Source organism: Bradyrhizobium sp. SZCCHNRI3043, from assembly GCF_032377735.1.
Classification (GTDB): domain Bacteria; phylum Pseudomonadota; class Alphaproteobacteria; order Rhizobiales; family Xanthobacteraceae; genus Bradyrhizobium.
In genome coordinates this window covers 315,427-334,501 of sequence record NZ_JAUHID010000005.1, presented here as the reverse complement: position 1 = coordinate 334,501, position 19,075 = coordinate 315,427, and the positions used below count along the sequence as shown (strand labels likewise).

The 19,075-nt window shown below is 64.9% G+C and carries 17 protein-coding genes; 9 read left to right on the top strand and 8 right to left on the bottom strand.

Features of this window, described 5'->3' with window-relative positions; translation table 11 throughout:
- Positions 1 to 453 precede the first annotated feature (453 nt).
- The 3 genes from QX124_RS14420 to QX124_RS14410 all read left to right on the top strand — a co-directional run bounded on the left by QX124_RS14420 (position 454) and on the right by QX124_RS14410 (position 3,124).
- Complete coding sequence (locus tag QX124_RS14420) at positions 454 to 1,245, top strand: UPF0149 family protein (RefSeq protein WP_315797493.1); 792 nt, start codon at positions 454 to 456, stop codon at positions 1,243 to 1,245.
- Positions 1,246 to 1,361: 116 nt separating this feature from the next.
- A complete protein-coding gene (locus QX124_RS14415) occupies positions 1,362 to 1,916 on the top strand; it encodes an SRPBCC family protein (RefSeq protein ID WP_315774936.1) in 555 nt (184 codons plus the stop codon).
- A 275-nt stretch (positions 1,917 to 2,191) separates the two neighbouring features.
- Complete coding sequence (locus QX124_RS14410; protein ID WP_315797540.1) at positions 2,192 to 3,124, top strand: cytochrome D1 domain-containing protein; 933 nt, start codon at positions 2,192 to 2,194, stop codon at positions 3,122 to 3,124.
- Positions 3,125 to 3,252: 128 nt separating this feature from the next.
- On the opposite strand, the gene QX124_RS14405 is transcribed toward QX124_RS14410, so the two are convergent.
- Positions 3,253 to 3,897 carry an HAD-IA family hydrolase gene (locus QX124_RS14405; RefSeq protein ID WP_315797492.1) on the bottom strand — a complete coding sequence of 215 codons (645 nt, stop codon included), beginning with the start codon at positions 3,895 to 3,897 and terminating at the stop codon, positions 3,253 to 3,255.
- Positions 3,898 to 4,170: 273 nt separating this feature from the next.
- Here QX124_RS14405 and QX124_RS14400 point away from each other — a divergent pair, with 273 nt between their 5' ends.
- From QX124_RS14400 to QX124_RS14390, 3 genes are all read left to right on the top strand, one after another.
- Positions 4,171 to 5,163, top strand: coding sequence for a lipase family protein (locus QX124_RS14400; protein ID WP_315797491.1), 993 nt, complete (start codon positions 4,171 to 4,173; stop codon positions 5,161 to 5,163).
- A gap of 163 nt (positions 5,164 to 5,326) precedes the next feature.
- A complete protein-coding gene (locus QX124_RS14395; protein ID WP_315780077.1) occupies positions 5,327 to 5,644 on the top strand; it encodes a hypothetical protein in 318 nt (105 codons plus the stop codon).
- A gap of 236 nt (positions 5,645 to 5,880) precedes the next feature.
- On the top strand, positions 5,881 to 6,210 hold the full coding sequence (locus tag QX124_RS14390; protein ID WP_315797490.1) for a hypothetical protein: 330 nt from the start codon (positions 5,881 to 5,883) through the stop codon (positions 6,208 to 6,210).
- Positions 6,211 to 6,395: 185 nt separating this feature from the next.
- On the opposite strand, the gene uvrA is transcribed toward QX124_RS14390, so the two are convergent.
- The 6 genes from uvrA to QX124_RS14360 all read right to left on the bottom strand — a co-directional run bounded on the left by uvrA (position 6,396) and on the right by QX124_RS14360 (position 14,298).
- A complete protein-coding gene (gene uvrA / locus QX124_RS14385) occupies positions 6,396 to 9,383 on the bottom strand; it encodes an excinuclease ABC subunit UvrA (protein ID WP_315797489.1) in 2,988 nt (995 codons plus the stop codon).
- A 275-nt stretch (positions 9,384 to 9,658) separates the two neighbouring features.
- Positions 9,659 to 10,303: a porin family protein gene (locus QX124_RS14380; RefSeq protein ID WP_315797488.1), complete on the bottom strand. Its 645-nt coding sequence runs from the start codon at positions 10,301 to 10,303 to the stop codon at positions 9,659 to 9,661.
- Between the two features lie 286 nt (positions 10,304 to 10,589).
- Positions 10,590 to 11,330, bottom strand: a complete 741-nt coding sequence (locus tag QX124_RS14375; protein WP_315738112.1) for an outer membrane protein — start codon at positions 11,328 to 11,330, stop codon at positions 10,590 to 10,592.
- A 212-nt stretch (positions 11,331 to 11,542) separates the two neighbouring features.
- Positions 11,543 to 12,328, bottom strand: coding sequence for an outer membrane protein (locus QX124_RS14370; protein ID WP_315780071.1), 786 nt, complete (start codon positions 12,326 to 12,328; stop codon positions 11,543 to 11,545).
- 266 nt (positions 12,329 to 12,594) lie between these two features.
- Positions 12,595 to 13,350 (bottom strand): outer membrane protein, encoded by a 756-nt coding sequence (locus QX124_RS14365; RefSeq protein ID WP_315774929.1) that lies wholly within the window; start codon positions 13,348 to 13,350, stop codon positions 12,595 to 12,597.
- A gap of 192 nt (positions 13,351 to 13,542) precedes the next feature.
- Entirely contained in the window at positions 13,543 to 14,298 is a 756-nt protein-coding gene (locus QX124_RS14360; protein ID WP_315774928.1) for an outer membrane protein, read from the bottom strand.
- Between the two features lie 461 nt (positions 14,299 to 14,759).
- On the opposite strand from QX124_RS14360, the gene QX124_RS14355 reads away from it, so the two are divergent.
- The 3 genes from QX124_RS14355 (at position 14,760) to gyrA (ending at position 18,638) form a co-directional block, all read left to right on the top strand.
- The gene (locus tag QX124_RS14355) at positions 14,760 to 15,260 is read left to right on the top strand and encodes a single-stranded DNA-binding protein (protein ID WP_315738108.1); all 501 of its coding nucleotides are present in this window, start codon (positions 14,760 to 14,762) and stop codon (positions 15,258 to 15,260) included.
- Between the two features lie 58 nt (positions 15,261 to 15,318).
- On the top strand, positions 15,319 to 15,717 hold the full coding sequence (locus QX124_RS14350) for a DUF2306 domain-containing protein (protein WP_315797487.1): 399 nt from the start codon (positions 15,319 to 15,321) through the stop codon (positions 15,715 to 15,717).
- A gap of 170 nt (positions 15,718 to 15,887) precedes the next feature.
- Positions 15,888 to 18,638 (top strand): DNA gyrase subunit A, encoded by a 2,751-nt coding sequence (gyrA, locus tag QX124_RS14345; RefSeq protein WP_315756621.1) that lies wholly within the window; start codon positions 15,888 to 15,890, stop codon positions 18,636 to 18,638.
- Positions 18,639 to 18,736: 98 nt separating this feature from the next.
- On the opposite strand, the gene QX124_RS14340 is transcribed toward gyrA, so the two are convergent.
- Positions 18,737 to 18,994 (bottom strand): hypothetical protein, encoded by a 258-nt coding sequence (locus QX124_RS14340; RefSeq protein WP_315738105.1) that lies wholly within the window; start codon positions 18,992 to 18,994, stop codon positions 18,737 to 18,739.
- Positions 18,995 to 19,075 lie beyond the last annotated feature (81 nt).

The window sequence follows — 19,075 nt, the reverse complement described above, 5'->3', positions numbered from 1 at the left end:
AGGGCGCAGGGAAGGCCGGGCATCCGCTGATGCCCGCGGCCCCCGTGCGGGAAAAATGCACGGGGCAGGAACCACAGGCTCAGCCGAGATGACCCGGCCTTCCCTGCGCGATGGTGTTACGGCTTATACGTGATCTCCTCGGTGCACCGGGCTTTCTGGCCACCGTCACCGGCGCGATGCGTGAGCATCACCACCAGCTTGACCTCAGCGTCGGGAGGTCAGGACCACACGATTTCGCCGTCCGCCGCCGGACCCGTCGTCTGCGCATTTGCGCCGGGCCCGTGACGTCCATCGCATCCCGCACTCAACGCCCGTGACGACCGCGAAGCGCCCCTCTCGTGAGTGCAGGACGCACCCAGAAGAACGCAAATTCCGAAAAAGCGAAAGAAGAATATTTTTCGCGACACGACTGGACAGGGGTGATGGCGCTGATCCCGCGTCGAAATATAGATTTTGCGCGCATGGCCGTTTTGGTGTCAAAACGGTCGCGTCACGCCTTCGCGGCGTGCGCGTCGGGCAAATCAGGTCGCGACGCGGGTGAGGGAAGCAGGGTTTCAGATGTCGGAGCAGGCCAACCGTCACGACGAGCTCGACCAGGCGCTGCTCGCCCTCGACGACCGCGCCATGGTGCTGGAGGAGCTCGACGGCTTCATCGCCGGCCTGCTGGTCCTGCCGGAGCAGGTCCCGCCTAGCGAATGGTTCGCCGCGGCGTTCGGGTTCGGCAAAGGCCGCCACTCGGTGTTTGCGAGCATCGACCACGCCAACGCGGTGCTCGACCTGGTGATGGCGTATCATGACGAGATCGCCCGGACGCTCACGCAAACGCCGGAGCTGTATCAGCCGCGCTATCCGGTCGATCCGATCGACGGCAGTGTGATCTGGGAGTTGTGGATCGACGGCTTTGCTGCGGCGGTGGACCTGCGTCAAGAGCGGTTCAAGGCCTACCGGAACGTCGACGGCGACGTGGGCGAGGCGGCGCTGAGCCTGATGGTGGCGATCGAGCTGGCGCGCGACGAGAATGCCGATCGCGTCGAGAATACCGGGTTCGACCGAGAGGCGGCTGCTGACATCCGTCATGCGGTGCTGACCCTCAACCGTCATCGGCGGAGCGGGGCGCCCGTGCCCGGCGCGCCCGCCTTCATTGAGCAACCCAATCCGTTCGCCTCCTTCGGCAAGGTCGGCCGCAACGATCCCTGTCCGTGCGGTTCCGGCCAGAAATACAAGCGCTGCTGTGGCGCCAATTGACCCGCTTTAGAGCGCCACGACACGGTCTTTTTTGTTGCAACAATCGGGAGCGGTGCAAAGATGGGCCCGCCGCGTGCCAGATGCGCGGGCCAAATGAGAATGGTTGAGGAAACGAGATGAGGATGGTGTTCGGCAAGGCGCTGGCCGTAACGGCGGCGCTCGCGATCGCAACGACGGCTTTGAGCACGGCGGATGCGCATGGTCCCACCCGGCGCAAGGTGCAGGAGCACGTCGAGATCAACGCCGCACCCGCCAAGGTGTGGGCCGTGATCGGCAACTTCCAGGACATGAGCTGGCTCGGCGTCGTCGACAAGACCGCGGGCGACAAGGGCAACGAGATCGGCGCCACCCGCAAGCTGACCTTGAAGGGCGGCGCCACGGTCGACGAGGAGCTCTACAAATACGACGCCGAGAAGATGAGCTATTCGTACCGGATCACGGCGGTCGATGTGAAGGTGCTGCCGGTGACAAACTACTCGTCGACCATCGCAGTGACGCCGAGTGCGGATGGCAAAGGCAGCGTGGTCGAATGGACCGGCGCGTTCTACCGCGGCTTCCCCAACAACGATCCGCCGCCGGAGCTGAGCGACGAGGCCGCGGTCAATGCGGTGACCGGGCTCTACAAGGGCGGGCTCGAGGGACTGAAGAAGAAGGTGGAGAGCGGGAGCTGATTGGATACGACCATGTCGCCAAGTCAGCGCTGCGCTCCCTCTCCCCGTTCTTACGGGAGAGGGTTGGGGTGAGGGGCAGCCGAACGGGTGGTGTGGGCGGTGAGACCTGTGCCCCCTCACCCGGATTGCATCTGGCGATGCAATCCGACCTCTCAGCGCGAGCGAAGCTCGTCGCGGCCCCGCATTCGCCTTCGCTCTGCGAGCTACGGCGGACAAGAGCGGGGCGAGGTGGGTACAAGGCAAGCCGCTGTGCCACTCATCGTCTCTCAGATCCTATTCGAGCTTTTCTGCTCGCAGCCGTGCTCGTCTGCTGCGCCAGTGCCCACGCCGAAGAAGCCTTCGTCACCAATCAGCTCAGCGATGATCTGACCATCGTCGACCTCGCGACCTCGAAGCCGGTGGCGACGATCCCGATAGGCGGCAAGCCGGCCGGCGTTGCGGTGGCTGCCGACGGACGCTTCGCCTATGTGGCGAGTCCGGACGACAAGAGCATCAGCGTCGTCGACGCTGTCGCGCGAAAGGTTGTTGGACGGATCGAGGTCGGTGGCGGCCCGCTCGGCATTGCCGTGACGCCGGACGGTTCGACGGTCTACGTCGCAGACTGGTACAACGCCGCAATTCGCGTGATCGATGCGAAGACCCGGACCGTGACCGGCAGCATCGCGGTCGGCGCCTCGCCGTCGGGGCTTGCGGTGACACAAGACGGCAAGCTGCTGCTCTCCGCCGACCGCGACGACGACATGGTCTCGGTGATCGACACGGCGACGCGCCAGCGCCTTGCGACCATCAAGGTTGGCACGCGGCCGTTCGGTGTCACCATCGACGCCGAGGGCAAGCGCGCCTACACGGCAAATGTCGCCTCCAACGACGTCTCGGTGATCGACCTCGCCGAGCGTCGCGAGATCGGCCGGGTCAAGACCGGCTTGCGGCCTTATGCGGTGGCGCTGGCGCAGGGCAGGGGCTTCGTAACCGACCAGTATGACGGCACGGTCAGCGTGTTCGACCTGGCGAGCCTCCAGCCGCTCCAGCGCATCAATGTCGGTGACTATCCCGAGGGCATCGAGGCGACGGCCGACGGCCGACGCGTCATCGTCGCCAATTGGGAAAGCAACATCCTGAGCGTCATCGACGTGGCCGCACTGAAGGTCACAGGGGAGATCAAGGTCGGCAACGGCCCGCGCGCGTTCGGCGCGTTCCTGCGGCGGTGAGGCAGGTCCGCCGGTGGCGGGAATGGAGTTGCATCTGCAGCCCGCGTCATTGCGAGCGCAGCTCGCAATGACGCGGGGAGGTATCGAGGCTCGTCGTTATCCCTGCATGTCGCCGGCGCTGATGTAGGCTACGAATCTCGTCTGGCGGGCACCACCAACCGTTCCACGATCTCGTCCATCCGGGTGAACAGCATCTCCGGCTGGTGGTCGCGCAGCGCCTGCTCCGCGGCATAGCCCCATGTCACCGCACCGAAGGCGATGCCGGCGGCGCGCGCAGCCTCGATGTCGCGGGTCTCGTCGCCGATCGCGATGACCTGGGCCGGATCGACGCGCAGCCGCTTCAGCACCCGGCGAAACTTCCGTGCCTTGCCGAACACCGAGGCTGAGCAATCGAAATCGGCGAACAGACCGGCGCGCGATCCGAGCTTCTGCCGCGCATTGGCCTCGCTGTCCGACGAGACCAATGCGAGCATGATGCCGTTCGCGGCAAGGGTGTCGAGCATGATGTCGACGCCTGCAAACAGCGGGATGCTTGCTGCATGCGCCGTCTTCAGCCGGCGCACGTGGCGCGCGATCAAGGGCAGCTTCCAGCGCGGCACCTGAAGGAAATCGAGGATCTCACGGGTCGAGGCATGGCGCAGCCCGTCGATGTCCTGCTCCTCGACCTGACGAAAGCGGTACCGCACAGCGACGGCATTCACGTGGGTGCGAAACCACGGGAAGCTGTCGGCGAGCGTGCCGTCGAGATCGAAGATGACGAGGGAATATGGCATCGCGTGGGGTGAGCGCGGCGAGGGGCTGATGATCGTCGAGGAGTGTCGTCCTGCGACAGTCCCTGCGCCATAGCAATGGGGGGGCGGCGCGCAATGAGATGCGATCCTTGCGTGTCGCAGCTCCATGGTGACGTTCGACGATCAGGGGTTGAACATGTTGTGATGTGCACCTGGAAATAACGCGGTCTATGATCCCGATGCGCCGGCGGATCAGGGTCTGCCTGCCCGATTTGATCGAATTTGTTTTCATCATTCAAGCCAGAGAGATTTCACATGGCCCTCAACAAGGTTGCTGCAGCGTATCTGTCCTACTTCGCCTATATCGACGACGCGCTCGATACGGTTCAGCCGAGCGATTTCGTGACGATGTTGAAGTCCGTCCCGTCGGGCGCGGCGAACGGTCCGTGGTCGCTCGTCTGGGGCCCGGCGGTCAACAACGGCGTGCTCGCCTATGTCGCGCAAGGCAGCGACGGCAACTACGCGCTGGCGTTCCGCGGCACCGATGTCGACGGCTCGGTCGGCGGTGCCTTCGAGAACGTGCTCGCCGACGTCGATGCAGTCTTCCAGGTGCCGTGGCTGTATCCGCAGCAGGCCGGCTCGCCGCTGCAGATCAGTGCCGGGATCAACGATGCGCTGGCGCTGGTCATCGCGCTCACCGATCCCGCGACGGACCTGTCGCTGCTCGACTATCTGCGCGGCCTTGCGGCCAAGCAGAATCTGCAACTGATGGTGACCGGGCACAGCCTGGGTGGCGCGCTCGCCGTGGTGGCGACGGCGTGGCTGCAGGATCAACTGCCGAAGCTGAACTCGTCGCTGAAGTTCACGCTGTGGCCGCACACCTTCGCGGCTCCGACCATGTGGAACGCGGGCTTCGCGACCACCTTCGCGAAGGCCTATACCTACTATGCGGCGGTCAACAGCAACGACATCGTGCCGATGGGATGGGCCAATCTGAAGGGGATTCTCGTCACCTATGCGCCGCCGGCGCCGGTCCTGAAGGACACCAACTACTACTCGATCTACAAGCCGCTTGAGATCCTCAGCGCAACGATCCCGACCTATACGTCGATCGTGCCGAGCAATCCGGACCTGTTCACGATCACGCCGATCGTGGAGACGAACGATTCCTGGACCGCAGAAGCCGGCTACATGCATTCCATGCAGTTGCAGTATTTTCCGCATGCGACCGGCACGAAGGCGCCGCCGCTGCCGGGTGTCACCAAGACCGGTGTGGCGCGGCCGCGGGCGGTCGCCGTCGCAGCCTGAGCGCCGCAGAGCAGCCTTTGCGGGGCTGGGTTCGCTCAGTCCTGCAAGGGGGGCCTTGATGCGGCGGCCGATCAACCTTTCGTCACGATTTTTGTGAGCGTGCGCTGCAGGAACGCCTGGCGCTGTGCGGTCGTTGACCCCGCACAGAAGCAAGGAGAGACACATGCAACGCACGCTCAAGATGGCCGCGCTGGCCGCCGCCACGCTGGTGCTCGGCACCGCCGCCGCAGCCGCGCAGGGCTATGCCCGCTACGGCGACTCGATGGCCTGGGTGCCGCCGACACAGGGCAACGATTCCGAGCCGGTGTATGACGCCGCGCCGGCGCCGGCCTACGCGCCGGGTGAGGTGGCGTGGGGTACAACGGCCTGGGGCCACGGCTACAACGGCACCAACCATCCGACCCCTGGCTCGACCCAGGGCGATGTCGGTCCGTCCGGCAACAACAACGGCACGCTGACCGGTGTCTACCGGCAGTGGTAGCCGCCATCTCGCGTTAGACGTTAGGCGATCAAACCCGCCGCTCGACAAGAGCAGCGGGTTTGTTGTGTCGGACGGGTTCGCTGCACGTGTCGGGCGATGTCACGAAGCCATTGGATCACGAGGTCGCGCGAAGGTGAGCGTCGCGTTGTGTCGCACGATTGTTGTGGGGACCGGCGGAACCTTGGATGGATCGATATCGTTTGCTCTCCGAGAATTAGGAACGAAGGAGCAAGTTCATGACGCGCACGTTTGGATTCGCCGCGCTGACCGCCGTCACGCTCGTGGCTGGCACCGCTGCGGCCTCGGCCGGCGAATACGGCCCGGGCGGCTACGGCTATGGTGGCCAGGTCACCAGCACCTACGCCTACCGCGATTCCTTCGCCTGGGCGCCGGGGCCGGTCTATCAGGAAGGCTACGTCGCGGTCGCGCCGGGCCCGTATGACGGCCCTGGCTGGGGCACCGGCTACAACGGCACCAACCATCCGACCCCGAGCTCGACCCAGGGCGACGTCGGCCCGGGCGGCAACAACAACGGCACGCGCAGCGGATATTATCGCCAGTGGTAATCTGAGTTCGTTGCAGAAACATCAAGCCCGCCGCTCTGCAGAGAGCGGCGGGCTTTGCTGTGATGAACCGGTATCGACCACATGCGTCATTGCGAGGAGCGCGATGCAATCCAGAATCGCGTACGCGGCCCTGGATTGCTTCACTTCGCTCGCAATGACGATCGATACAAGGGAATTGAGGGCAACTACTCCGCAGCCTCGCTGGCTGCGCCGCGGCTGCGCTTCTTCGGCTTGGCTGACTTCTCCAGCACCGGCTTTAGGAATTGTCCGGTGTAGCTGCGCGGCGCCTTGACGATGTCCTCCGGCGGGCCCCAGGCGACGATCTCGCCGCCGCCGTCGCCGCCTTCGGGGCCGAGATCGATCACCCAGTCAGCGGTCTTGATGACCTCGAGATTGTGCTCGATCACCACCACCGAATTGCCCTGCGCGACCAGCTCGTGCAGCACCTCCAGCAGCTTCTTGACGTCGTGGAAGTGCAGGCCGGTCGTGGGCTCGTCGAGGATGTAGAGCGTGCGGCCCGTGGCGCGCTTGGACAGCTCCTTGGCGAGCTTGACGCGCTGGGCCTCGCCGCCGGAGAGCGTGGTGGCCTGCTGGCCGACATGGATGTAGTCGAGGCCGACGCGGCGCAGCGTCTCGAACGTGTCGCGCACGCGCGGCACCGCCTTGAAGAATTCGGCGGCTTCCTCGACGGTCATGTCGAGCACGTCGGCGATCGACTTGCCCTTGAACAGCACGTCGAGCGTCTCGCGGTTGTAGCGCTTGCCCTTGCAGACGTCGCAGGTGACGTAGACGTCGGGCAAAAAGTGCATCTCGATCTTGATGACGCCGTCGCCCTGGCAGGCCTCGCAGCGGCCGCCCTTGACGTTGAAGGAGAAGCGGCCGGGCTCATAGCCGCGTGCCTTGGATTCCGGCAGGCCGGCGAACCATTCGCGGATCGGCGTGAATGCGCCGGTATAGGTCGCGGGATTGGAGCGCGGGGTGCGGCCGATCGGCGACTGGTCGATGTCGATGATCTTGTCGATGTGCTCCAGCCCTTCGATGCGGTCGTGCGGCGCGGCCGCCTCGTTGGCGCCGTTGAGCTTGCGCGCGATCGCCTTGTAGAGCGTGTCGATGAGAAGCGTCGACTTGCCGCCGCCGGAGACGCCGGTGATGGCGGTGAACAGGCCGAGCGGGATCTCGGCCGACACGTTCTTTAAGTTATTGCCGCGGGCGTTGACGACCTTGATGGTGCGGCGATGGTTCGGTGGCCGCCGCTCGGGCACCTCGACCTCGAGCTCGCCGGTGAGATATTTGCCGGTCAGCGACGCCGGATTGCGCATGATCTCGGCCGGCGTGCCCTCGGCGACGATGTTGCCGCCATGGGTGCCGGCGCCGGGGCCGATGTCGAGCACGTAGTCGGCGAGGCGAATGGCATCCTCGTCATGCTCGACCACGATCACGGTGTTGCCGAGGTCGCGCAGCCGCTTCAGCGTGTCGAGCAGGCGGGCGTTGTCGCGCTGGTGCAGGCCGATCGAGGGCTCGTCGAGCACGTAGAGCACGCCGGTCAGGCCCGAGCCGATCTGCGACGCCAGGCGGATGCGCTGGCTCTCGCCGCCCGACAAGGTGCCGGAGGAGCGCGCCAAGGTCAGATAGTTCAAGCCGACGTCGAGCAGGAAGGTCAGGCGGTCGCGGATCTCCTTGAGGATGCGGGTGGCGATCTCGGTCTGCTGCGCGTTCAGGACCTTCGGCACCTCGGCGAACCATTCGCCGGCAGCCCTGACGCTGAGCTCGGAGATCTCGCCGATGTGCTTGCCGGCGACCTTGACGCACAGCGCCTCGGGCTTCAGCCGGAAGCCGTTGCAGCCGGCGCAGGGCACGTCGTTGAAGTACTTGCCGAGCTCCTCGCGCGCCCATTCGCTCTCGGTCTCGCGGAAGCGGCGCTCGATATTGGTGATGACGCCCTCGAACGGCTTCTTGGTGTCGTAGGCGCGGACGCCGTCCTCATAGGTGAACTTGATCTCGTCGTCGCCGGAGCCGTGCAGCAGCGCGTTCTGCGTCTTCTTCGGCAGGTCCTTCCACTTGGTGTCGAGCGTGAACTTGTAGAACTTGCCGAGCGCTGTCAGCGTCTGCAGGTAATAGGGCGAGGACGACTTGGCCCAGGGGGCGATCGCGCCCTTGCGCAGGGTGACGTCCTTGTCGGGGATGACGAGATCAGCATCGACGTGCTGCTCGACACCGAGGCCGCCGCATTCCGGGCAGGCGCCGTAGGGATTGTTGAACGAGAACAGCCGCGGCTCGATCTCGGGAATGGTGAAACCGGAGACTGGGCAGGCGAACTTCTCCGAGAACAGGATGCGCTCGGGCCCGCTCTTGTCATGGATCTTGGCGGTCTTCTTCTTCTCCTCGGCCGGGGCGGCGGAGGCGGGCGCGTCGGCGAACTCGATCACGGCGAGTCCCTCCGCGAGCTTCAGCGCGGTCTCGAAACTCTCCGCGAGGCGCTGGCCGATGTCGGGGCGCACCACGATGCGGTCGACGACGACGTCGATGTCGTGCGGGAACTTCTTGTCGAGCGTGGGCACCTCGGCGAGCTCATGGAAGGTGCCGTCGATCTTGACGCGCTGAAAGCCCTTCTTGAGATATTCTGCCAGCTCCTTCTTGTACTCGCCCTTGCGTCCGCGCACGACCGGCGCCAGCAGATAGAGGCGGGTGCCCTCGGGCAGCGCCAGCACGCGGTCGACCATCTGCGACACGGTCTGGCTCTCGATCGGCAGGCCGGTGGCCGGCGAATAGGGCACGCCGACGCGCGCCCAGAGCAGCCGCATGTAGTCGTAGATCTCGGTGACCGTGCCGACGGTGGAGCGCGGGTTCTTCGATGTCGTCTTCTGCTCGATCGAGATCGCCGGCGACAGGCCGTCGATCTGGTCGACATCAGGCTTCTGCATCATCTCCAGGAACTGGCGGGCATAGGCCGACAGCGATTCGACGTAGCGGCGCTGGCCCTCGGCATAGATCGTATCGAAGGCGAGCGAGGACTTGCCGGAACCGGACAGGCCGGTGAAGACCACGAGCCTGTCGCGCGGGATCTCGACGTCGATGTTCTTGAGGTTGTGCTCGCGGGCGCCGCGGATCGTGATCGCCCGCAGGCTCGACTGGTTGGCTTGCGCGCGCTGCTTGGCCTTGAGCACTTCATCCATGACGATCGTCCCACGGCGCAGAGTCGCGCCATCGTTGCAGGCGCGTTCGCCGGAAGCCGGCCATCGGACGCCAGAGGGAAAAGGTATCGTCGGAACGTAGGAAGAACGGGGCTGGATTTCCAGTGCCGTCAGCGAATCATCAACAATGCGCTCAGGGAATGGCAGCGAATGGCAGGAGGCTGCCGGTTCCGTCCTGCCTTGTGCGCGATCCCGCAAAGAAAAAGCCTCCGCTCTGGCAGAGCGGAGGCTGTGTGCGTTGGCCCGGAGGCGAAGACTTAGAAGTGGTAGTTGATGCCGACCTGACCGGAATGCACGTTGAGCGTGCCGGTCGCGAGCGTGCCGAGGCCGGTGAAGGTGTAGCTCTCGCCACCGAAGCTCTTGTAGAGGTATTCGCCCTTCAGCGACCAGTTCGGGGCGAACATGTACTCGACGCCAGCGCCGACGGTCCAGCCGGAGTGGATCTTGCTGTCCGAAGCGGCGAAGCCCGGAGCCGTCAGCGAGATGCGGTTGTCAGCCCAGGCGTAACCACCGGTCGCGTACAGCAGGGTCGGGCCGAAGGCGTAGCCGATGCGGCCGCGGACGGTGCCCCAGTCACGGATCTTGGATTCGGCGTTGACACCGAGCGCGCCAACGTTTGCGTTGATGTCGGCCCAAGCGGCGTCGGCCTCGAGGCCGAACACGACAGCACCCTGCTGCCAGTTGTAGCCGACGGTGCCGCCAGCGAAGCCGCCCTTCATGGCCGCGAAGTCAGCATCCTCGTTGGCATAGCCGCCCATGGCACCGATGTAGAAGCCGGTCCAGGTCAGCACAGGCGCGGCAACCGGCGCCTTGGTATAGGTCGGGCGCGCGGCAAGATCAGCGGCGGCAGCGGGAGCGGCCAGGGCGGCCAGGGCCACGGTCGCGAGCAGGATCTTCTTCATTCCAGTCTCCAGTTAATTCCTAGCAGTCCGCATCGCACCGAGAGTTTTACGCACGAAACAGACTCACCCGTTCAAGTTGACGAGGTTCCTATAGCCCGGTTCCGTACGGATTACCGTCACCCTGAAGACACACTCGCGGCCAAACCGCGTTTTTACGGGCAAGTTCCAGAAAGCCTATGTCACTCAACTGCTTGGTTCCGGGTGTGGCGAGCCGGCAAGGTGGCATCAGGGCAACAAAAAAGGCCGGCTTTCGCCGGCCTTTCTCGGAACCTGTCGGTTGCAGGTGTCAGTACTTGGCGATGACCGGGCCGCCGAAATGGTAGCTGAGGCCGGCCTTGACGGTGTGGACGGTGTCCTTCCACTCGGAGCGGTTGGTTGCGAAAGCGCTGTACTGGATCGCGCTCTTGCCGAAGTCGAGATAGTTGTACTCGAGCTTGGCCGACCAGTTCGGCGCGAACATATACTCGGCGCCGGCGCCGACCGTGTAGCCCCAGCGGGTGGTGTTCTGGCTGAAGACGTTGCCGGGGACGCCGTCATAGCGATGCTGCAACTGGCCCACCGCGGCGCCGCCGCTGACGAAGAACAGGGCGGGGCCTGCGGCATAGCCGAGGCGGCCCTTGATGTCGCCGAAGCTGGTCAGCTTGGTGAAGAAGGTGTCGCCGAGGCCGGCATTGACCACGGCGGAGCGGCCGTTGATGTCGGCCCAGTGATAGTCGCCTTCGAGGCCGAACACGACGTTGTCGACCTGCCAGTTGTAGCCGACCACGCCGCCGACGAAGCCGCCATTGGTGTTGTAGTTCTGGGTGCCCAGGAAGCCCGGCGCATTGAAGCGGCCGAGGAAGGTCTCCTTGCTGGTGCCCCAGCCGCCGCCGCCCTGGATGCCGGCGTAGAGGCCCGACCAGCTCAGGATCTGCGCGACCATCGGCGGCGCCTTCGTATAGGGACGTGCCGCCATGTCGGCCGCCGAAGCGGACGTGGCCGTTGCGATGCCGACGAGCGCCGTCGTGATCACAAACAACTTCTTCATCAAATTCTCCCCCGGGAGGTTGGAATGACAAGCGATGGGCAAGTCATACACAGGGCATCCCGGCGAGGCTGTAACGCGCCCGCCACAGAAACGAAAAAGCGTTATAAATCATATATTTAGCACAAAAACGCCGCGACGCTGCCGGGCTGTTGACACGAAAAAGGCCGGCGCGAGGGCCGGCCTTTCCGAATGCGTGCGAGCGGCGGCTTTTTTCAGTAGCGCGTGCCCATCGGCGCCCCGAATCGATAGTTCACCCGGACTGTCGCCATGTCGATGTCCTGCTTGATGGTATCGACGCGCGACAGCACGGTTGCGGTGGCCGGGAAGCTGATGTCGCGCGAGCCCATGAACAGGTGGTCGTACTCGACGGCGACCGACCAGTTCGGCGCGAAGCCGAACTCGACGCCCGTGCCGACGGTGCCGCCCCAGCGGGTCTCACTGGCGGAATCCAGCAGCGTGCCGACCGGGAAGGGCGCAGCCGCATTCGCCGTGCCGGTGTATTTGTTGTGGGTGACGGCGGCGCCGCCCTTCACGTACCAGAGCACGTTGCCCCAGGCGTAGCCGACCTGGCCGGTGAACAGGCCGATCGCATCGGTCTTGGTGTTGTTGGTGATGCCCGCAGCCAGCGCCGCCGTGCTCGCATTGGACGACTTCAGGTCGGTCCAGTTGCCCTGGGCCTCGACGCCGAACACCCAGCTCGCCGCCTGCCAGCGATAGCCGACCTGGCCGCCGATGAGGCCGCTCGAGGCATTGTGGCAGCCTTCGGACTGGGTCGGCACGACCGGCACGCCGCCGACGCGATTGAGCGTCCAGCAGTTGTGGCTCCAATCGGCGCCGCCATTGACGCCGAGGTAGAACCCGGCCCAGTTCGGCAGCGGCGTGACATAGGCCGGCGGCGGCGCCTTGCTGTAAGGGCGCGTCGCGAAGTCGGCCGCTGAGGCCGGCGTCAGTCCCAGCGCCGCGGCGCTTGCGGTCAAGATCAAGGTCGTCTTCTGCATTCGTCTCTCCCCAGTCCCAATACACCACGCTCCGGATCCCTCCGATCCGGGCCCACGCGAAGGTGGCCTGTTGCTGGTTGTAGGAGAGACTGCTTTCTAAACTCGTGATCGGGAGCAGGCGCGGGGCGGGATGTGCCGAACGTACTTAAGCGCTGGTAAAGATCGCGACCGGTCGTGCAGATCGCAGAGCTGTCCCGAGGCGCGGGTGAGCGCTTGGCGCGTCAGACCCTCGACTGCCAGTCCTCGAGGGTCAGCGCTTGGAAAAGTCAGTGCTTGGATACGACGGGGCCGCCCCAGCGATAGTTCACGCGGACCGTCGCCATGTCGACGTCCTGGCCGACCGCATCGGTCCGGCCCGCGGCTCCACCGGGAACGCCCGAGAAGCCGAGGGTGCGGTTGCCCATGAACAGGTGCTCGTATTCGGCTGCGACCGACCAGTTCTTGGCGAAGCCGACCTCGACGCCGGTGCCGACAGCCGCCCCCCACCGCGTGGCGCTGGACTGGTCGAGCACACCGCCGGTTGCCGTGGACAGGCCGTTGTACTTCTCACCCGCAACCGCGGCGCCGCCCTTCACGTACCAGAGCACGTTGTTCCAGGAATAGCCGATCTGGCCGGTGAGCAAGCCGATCCCATTGATCTTGGTCTGGTTGGTCACGGGCGGGACGAACTGGCTGGTGTTGCTGCCCTTGAGGTTGGCCCAGTTTCCCTGGCCTTCGACGCCGAACACCCAGCCGCCGGCCTGCCAGCGATAGCCGATCTGGCCGCCAGCCAGCGCGCCGGTCGCATCATGGCAGCCTTCCGCGTTGGTTGCGGCCACGCCGGCGAAGCTGACCTTGTTGGTCCAGCAGGTGCGGGCCGATGCGCCACCGGCATTCAGGCCGATATAGAAGCCACTCCAATCATAGATCGTCGTGATCATCGCAGGCGCTTTGGTGAAGGTGCGCGCGGGCAAGTCGGCAGCGATGGCCGGCGCAATCCCCAGCGCCAGCGAAGTTGTCGCCCCCAGCAACAGCCTTCTCATCGCATTCCCCAAACCAAGTCCGACGCCCGCACGTACACTCTCACCAACGCCCACCCGCCGGACCTTGATAGCCCCTTCCGTCGTAAAAAGCCGTCACCCAAATGACACAACGGCCCAGCAAGTACCGGTTCTGGCACACAAAAAAGGCCGGCGCGAAGCCGGCCTTTCGACACATTCGATTTGCGCGTGCAATCAGTAGCGCGACACGATCGGGCCGCTGAAGTGATAGGAGATGCCGGCCTTGACGGTGTGCACGGTGTCGCTCCACTCGGAGCGATTGGCCGGAACCGCGCTGTACTGAATCGAGCTCTTGCCGAAGTCGAGATAGTTGTATTCGACCTTGGCCGACCAGTTCGGCGCGAACATGTACTCGGCGCCGGCACCGATCGTCCAACCCCAGCGCCAGTTATTCTGAGCGAAGCTATTCGCCGCGCCGCCATTGAGCGCTGCGTCGTAGCGGTGTTGGAGATCGCCGACGGCAGCGCCGCCGCTGACAAAGAACAGCGCCGGACCCGCAGCCCAGCCGAGGCGGCCCTTGATGTCGCCGAAGCCGCGCAGCCTGGTGAAGTAGGTATCGCCGAGACCGGCGTTGATGACGCCCGACCGGCCGTTGATGTCGGCCCAGTGATAGTCGCCCTCGAGACCGAACACGATGTTGTCGACCTGCCAGTTGTAGCCGACCACACCGCCGATGAAGCCGCCGCTGGTGTTATAGTTCTGAGTGCCGGCAAAGATCGCCGTATTGGGCGCTCCGAAGAAGGTCTCGTTGCTTCGGCCCCAGCCGCCGCCGCCCTGCAGACCGAGATAGAAACCGGCCCAGGTCGGAAGTGGCGCCGGCGCCACCACCGGGGCCTTCGTGTACGGGCGGGCGGCGAGATCGGCGGCTCCCGCCGGCGTCAGCGCCCCCAAAACCATTAAGCTGACAGCTCCGAGAAAAATTCTTTTCATCCCAAGTCTCCCGCGTTGGGCGTCTCCAATTGGTCCCCGGAGACGCACTTCTGTGAAGTTGGTGCGACCACGCTTGCGGCCCCAATCCGTCCAGAAATATACGCTATTCAACCCTGGATACCGTCTCCCAAAAGCCACAGCCGAGGAGGAAGTGCGGCGAGCTAACTTGATGAAAGTTAATCCCTTTTCCGTGAATAAGGGAACTTTTTGCGGGTTCCATTGCGAGAAGTTGCGGTTCCATCGAGTTCCGCGGAACTCGACGCACGGTTGTAGACATATGCGCGCGAACAAAACTGGAACAATGGCCTTCCGCCTGCTATATGTGGATAAGCAATGGACAGGGCGGGTGGACCGCGCGGCAACCGTATAGGGTCCGCCGCGAGAGGAAGGGTTAGCCACCGGACGCCGTGAGGCCGGTGTGGACGGCCGGTCCGATGATCGAGAACCGCGGGAGAGTGGTGATGGCGGGTAGTGTGAACAAGGTGATTCTGGTCGGCAATCTTGGCAAGGACCCCGAGATCCGGCGTACGCAGGATGGGCGGCCGATCGCCAATCTGAGCATTGCGACGTCGGAAACGTGGCGCGACAAGGCGACCGGCGAGCGCAAGGAAAAGACCGAGTGGCACCGCGTGGTGATCTTCAACGAGGGCCTTTGCAAGGTCGCCGAGCAGTATCTGAAGAAGGGCGCCAAGGTTTACATCGAGGGCGCGCTGCAGACCCGCAAATGGACCGACCAGAGCGGTGTCGAGAAGTACTCGACCGAGGTCGTTCTGCAGGGCTTCAACTCGACCTTGACGATGCTCGATGGCCGGGGCGGCGGCGGTGGCGGCAGCTTCTCCGATGACATGGGTGGCGGCGATTTCGGCAGCAGCGGTCCGTCGATGGCGCCGCCGCGCCGCGCGGTCGCTTCGGCCGGCGGTGGCGGACGCAACAGCGACATGGACGACGACATTCCGTTCTGAGGCGCAGGGGCGGCCGCACGACGTTCAGGCCGCTGCCGTCTGACCACGGGGGTGTTGCATGAGCTTCGCACCGCTGCTCGCCGCCGAACCCGCCGTCCTGCTGCACGCCGTCGCCGCGATGACGGCGTTTGCGCTGGGACTCGTCCAGTTCGCGGCCCCGAAGGGGACCTTGCCGCATCGAACGATCGGCTGGGTCTGGGTCGCGCTCATGGCGGCCGTTGCAGCCAGCTCGTTCTGGATCCACACCATCCGGCTGGTCGGGCCATGGAGCCCGATCCACCTGCTGTCGCTCTACACGTTGGCCGTGCTGCCGCTTGCGGTGTGGGCTGCGCACCGCCATCGGGTGGCGGCCCATCGCCGGGCCATGATCACGCTGTTTTCCGGTGCCCTCGTGATTGCCGGAGTGTTCACGCTGCTGCCCGGACGGATCATGCACAAGGTGGTCTTCGGGCCCTAGCCAGAGACGGTTCCCGAGCAGGCCTCGCGGAGCCGCGTCATGTGGTTAAGTCCCTGGAAAGGCGAGCAGAAAAAGCGCGGCCCACCTCGGTTTGGGGGTGGCCTGCGGCGCGCTCCTGCGCTATATGATTCCAAGCGATTTTCGCGTGTCAAAACCGACCGGTATCCCCTTTGTCCGATAAAGAAGATGAGAAGCCCGGCGAGCCGGGCGGACCTTCCGACATTCGTCCCGTTTCCATCCTCGACGAGATGAAACGCTCCTACCTCGATTACGCGATGAGCGTGATCGTGTCGCGAGCGCTGCCCGATGCGCGCGACGGCCTCAAGCCCGTGCACCGGCGCATCCTGTATTCGATGTACGAGCAGGGCCACACGCCCGACAAGAAATACGTCAAGTCCGCGCGCGTGGTCGGCGACGTCATCGGTAAATATCATCCGCATGGCGACCAGTCGATCTACGACGCCATGGTGCGCATGGCGCAGGACTTCTCGATGCGCGTGCCGCTGATCGACGGCCAGGGCAATTTCGGCTCCGTCGACGGCGATCCGCCGGCCGCCTATCGATACACCGAAGCCAAGCTCGCCAAGTCGGCGATCCCGCTGCTCGACGACATCGACAAGGACACCGTCGATTTCCAGCCGAACTACGACAATTCGGACAAGGAACCGTCGGTTCTTCCGGCCAAATATCCGAACCTGCTGGTCAATGGCGCCGGCGGCATCGCGGTCGGCATGGCCACCAACATCCCGCCGCACAATCTCGGCGAGGTGATCGATGCCTGCATCGCGCTGATCGACAATCCCGCGCTCACGATCGATGACCTCATCAACATCATTCCGGGGCCGGATTTCCCGACCGGCGGCATCATACTTGGCCGCGCGGGCGCCCGCTCGGCCTATCATCTGGGCCGCGGCTCGATCATGATGCGCGGCAAGGTGACGATCGACACGATCCGCAAGGATCGCGAGGCGATCATCATCTCCGAGATCCCCTACCAAGTGAACAAGGCCACGATGGTCGAGCGCATCGCCGAGCTGGTGCGCGAGAAGAAGATCGAAGGCGTCGCCGACCTGCGCGACGAAAGCGACCGCGACGGCTACCGCGTCGTCGTCGAGCTGAAGCGCGACGCCGTGCCGGACGTCGTGCTCAACCAGCTCTACAAGTTCACGCCGCTGCAGACGAGCTTCGCCGCCAATATGCTGGCGCTCGACGGCGGCCGCCCGCAGACGATGACGTTGAAGGACCTGCTGACGATCTTCGTCGCGTTCCGCGAGCGTGTCGTCACGCGCAGGACCAAATTCCTGCTCAACAAGGCGCGCGACCGCGCTCATATCCTGGTCGGCCTTGCCGTGGCCGTGGCCAATATCGACGAGGTCATCAGGGTCATCAGGACCTCGCCCGATCCTGCGACGGCGCGCGAGGCGTTGATGTCGCGCGACTGGCCGGCGCGCGACGTCGAGGCCATCATCACGCTGATCGACGATCCGCGCCATCGCCTGGCCGAGGACGGCACCATCCGGTTGTCGTTCGAGCAGGCCAAGGCCATTCTCGACCTGCGTCTGCAGCGCCTGACCGCGCTCGGCCGCGAGGAGATTTCCGACGAGCTCGACAAGCTCAAGGTCGAGATCAACGACTATCTCGACATCCTGCGCTCGCGGGCGCGGGTTCAGGGCATCATCAAGGACGAGCTCGCCGCCGTGAAGGCGGAGTTCGGCACGCCGCGCCGCACCGTGATCGCCGAGCAGGAAGGCGAGGTCGAGGACGAGGACCTGATCCAGCGCGAGGACATGGTCGTGACCGTGTCGCATGCCGGCTACACCAAGCGCGTGCCGCTGTCGGCCTATCGCGCCCAGCGTCGCGGCGGCAAGGGCCGCTCGGGCATGCAGACCCGCGAGGAGGATTTCGTCAGCCGGCTGTTCGTGGCCTCCACGCACACGCCGGTGCTGTTCTTCTCGTCGCGCGGCCAGGTCTACAAGGAGAAGGTCTGGCGGCTGCCGATCGCGGCGCCCAACGGGCGCGGCAAGGCGCTGATCAACATCCTGCCGCTGGAGCAGGGCGAGCGCATCACCACGATCATGCCGCTGCCGGAGGATGAATCCTCCTGGGCCAATCTCGACGTGATGTTCGCCACCACCGGCGGCAACGTCCGCCGCAACAAGCTGTCGGATTTCGTCGACGTGCGCCGCTCCGGCATCATCGCGATGAAGCTCGACGAGGGCGAGGAGATCGTCAACGTGCAGATCTGCACCGAGCGTGACGACGTGCTGCTCACGGCGTCGGGCGGGCAGTGCATCCGATTCCCCGTCACCGACGTGCGCGTCTTCACCGGGCGGACCTCGATGGGCGTGCGCGGCATCGCGCTCGCCGGCGGTGACAAGGTGATCTCGCTGTCGATCCTGCGCCATGTCGAGACGACCTCGGACGAGCGTACGGCCTATTTGAAGATGCGCCGGGCGATGTCGGGCGATGCTGCCACCGAGGAGCCGGTCGAGACCGAGGGCGAGGAGGCGGCCGCTGGCGCGATCCAGCTGTCGCAGGAACGCTATGTCGAGATGTCCGCGCAGGAGCAGGTGGTGCTGACCGTCTCGGTCAACGGCTACGGCAAGCGCACCTCGTCCTACGAGTACCGCACCACCGGCCGCGGCGGCAAAGGCATCGTCGCGATGTCCGTCAACAACCGCAACGGCAAGCTCGTCGCCTCATTCCCGGTCGAGGACGGCGATCAGATCATGCTGGTGACCGACAAGGGGCAGTTGATCCGTTGCCCGGTCGACGGCATCCGCATCGCGGGACGCTCGACCCAGGGCGTCATCGTGTTCGACACCGCCGATGATGAGCACGTCGTTTCGGTGGAGCATATCGGCGAGGAGACCGAGAACGGCACCGGTGGGAACGGGACTGAAGGTGCGAATGGCGAGTGAGTTGCGAATGGCGAATAGGAAGTAGCGAATAGAGGAGGAATCAAGTCTTCCCGCTATTCGCTATTCGCTATTCGCTATTCGCTATTCGCTATTCGCCCTTACTGTGTCCGCTCGACGGAGACCATCCTGGCCTCGCGGATCGTTCCCCTGGTGCCGGCGCTGCGCAGGCAGCCCGCTTCGAAGTTCGGCCAAGCCTGCTGCGAGCAGTCGCGGCCGATCGGGCGAATGTCCAGGCGGTCCGCCTTGGCGAGCGGACGCGGCACGCTGGCTTCAACCTGAGGAGCGAAGCCGGGCAGGACGGTGATGCCGGCAGCCACCAAGCCGGCAGCTGCGACTGCAGATAGCGCTTTGATCATGACGGTCCCCTGTCCGGGCCGTTCGGCCCGTTGTTCGTTAAGGATTTGATAATCAGCTCGGGTTTCGAGACGTCTTCGCGG

What these genes read in the sequence shown, in the direction of transcription:
- QX124_RS14350 (WP_315797487.1), top strand. Translation starts at nt 15,319, where the DNA reads ATGAGCTTCGCACCGCTGCTCGCCGCCGAACCCGCCGTCCTGCTGCAC.
- QX124_RS14370 (WP_315780071.1), bottom strand. Translation starts at nt 12,328, where the DNA reads ATGCAGAAGACGACCTTGATCTTGACCGCAAGCGCCGCGGCGCTGGGA.
- QX124_RS14340 (WP_315738105.1), bottom strand. Translation starts at nt 18,994, where the DNA reads ATGATCAAAGCGCTATCTGCAGTCGCAGCTGCCGGCTTGGTGGCTGCC.
- QX124_RS14395 (WP_315780077.1), top strand. Translation starts at nt 5,327, where the DNA reads ATGCAACGCACGCTCAAGATGGCCGCGCTGGCCGCCGCCACGCTGGTG.
- uvrA (WP_315797489.1), bottom strand. Translation starts at nt 9,383, where the DNA reads ATGGATGAAGTGCTCAAGGCCAAGCAGCGCGCGCAAGCCAACCAGTCG.
- QX124_RS14400 (WP_315797491.1), top strand. Translation starts at nt 4,171, where the DNA reads ATGGCCCTCAACAAGGTTGCTGCAGCGTATCTGTCCTACTTCGCCTAT.
- QX124_RS14380 (WP_315797488.1), bottom strand. Translation starts at nt 10,303, where the DNA reads ATGAAGAAGATCCTGCTCGCGACCGTGGCCCTGGCCGCCCTGGCCGCT.
- QX124_RS14365 (WP_315774929.1), bottom strand. Translation starts at nt 13,350, where the DNA reads ATGAGAAGGCTGTTGCTGGGGGCGACAACTTCGCTGGCGCTGGGGATT.
- QX124_RS14405 (WP_315797492.1), bottom strand. Translation starts at nt 3,897, where the DNA reads ATGCCATATTCCCTCGTCATCTTCGATCTCGACGGCACGCTCGCCGAC.
- QX124_RS14360 (WP_315774928.1), bottom strand. Translation starts at nt 14,298, where the DNA reads ATGAAAAGAATTTTTCTCGGAGCTGTCAGCTTAATGGTTTTGGGGGCG.
- QX124_RS14415 (WP_315774936.1), top strand. Translation starts at nt 1,362, where the DNA reads ATGAGGATGGTGTTCGGCAAGGCGCTGGCCGTAACGGCGGCGCTCGCG.
- QX124_RS14355 (WP_315738108.1), top strand. Translation starts at nt 14,760, where the DNA reads ATGGCGGGTAGTGTGAACAAGGTGATTCTGGTCGGCAATCTTGGCAAG.
- QX124_RS14375 (WP_315738112.1), bottom strand. Translation starts at nt 11,330, where the DNA reads ATGAAGAAGTTGTTTGTGATCACGACGGCGCTCGTCGGCATCGCAACG.
- QX124_RS14390 (WP_315797490.1), top strand. Translation starts at nt 5,881, where the DNA reads ATGACGCGCACGTTTGGATTCGCCGCGCTGACCGCCGTCACGCTCGTG.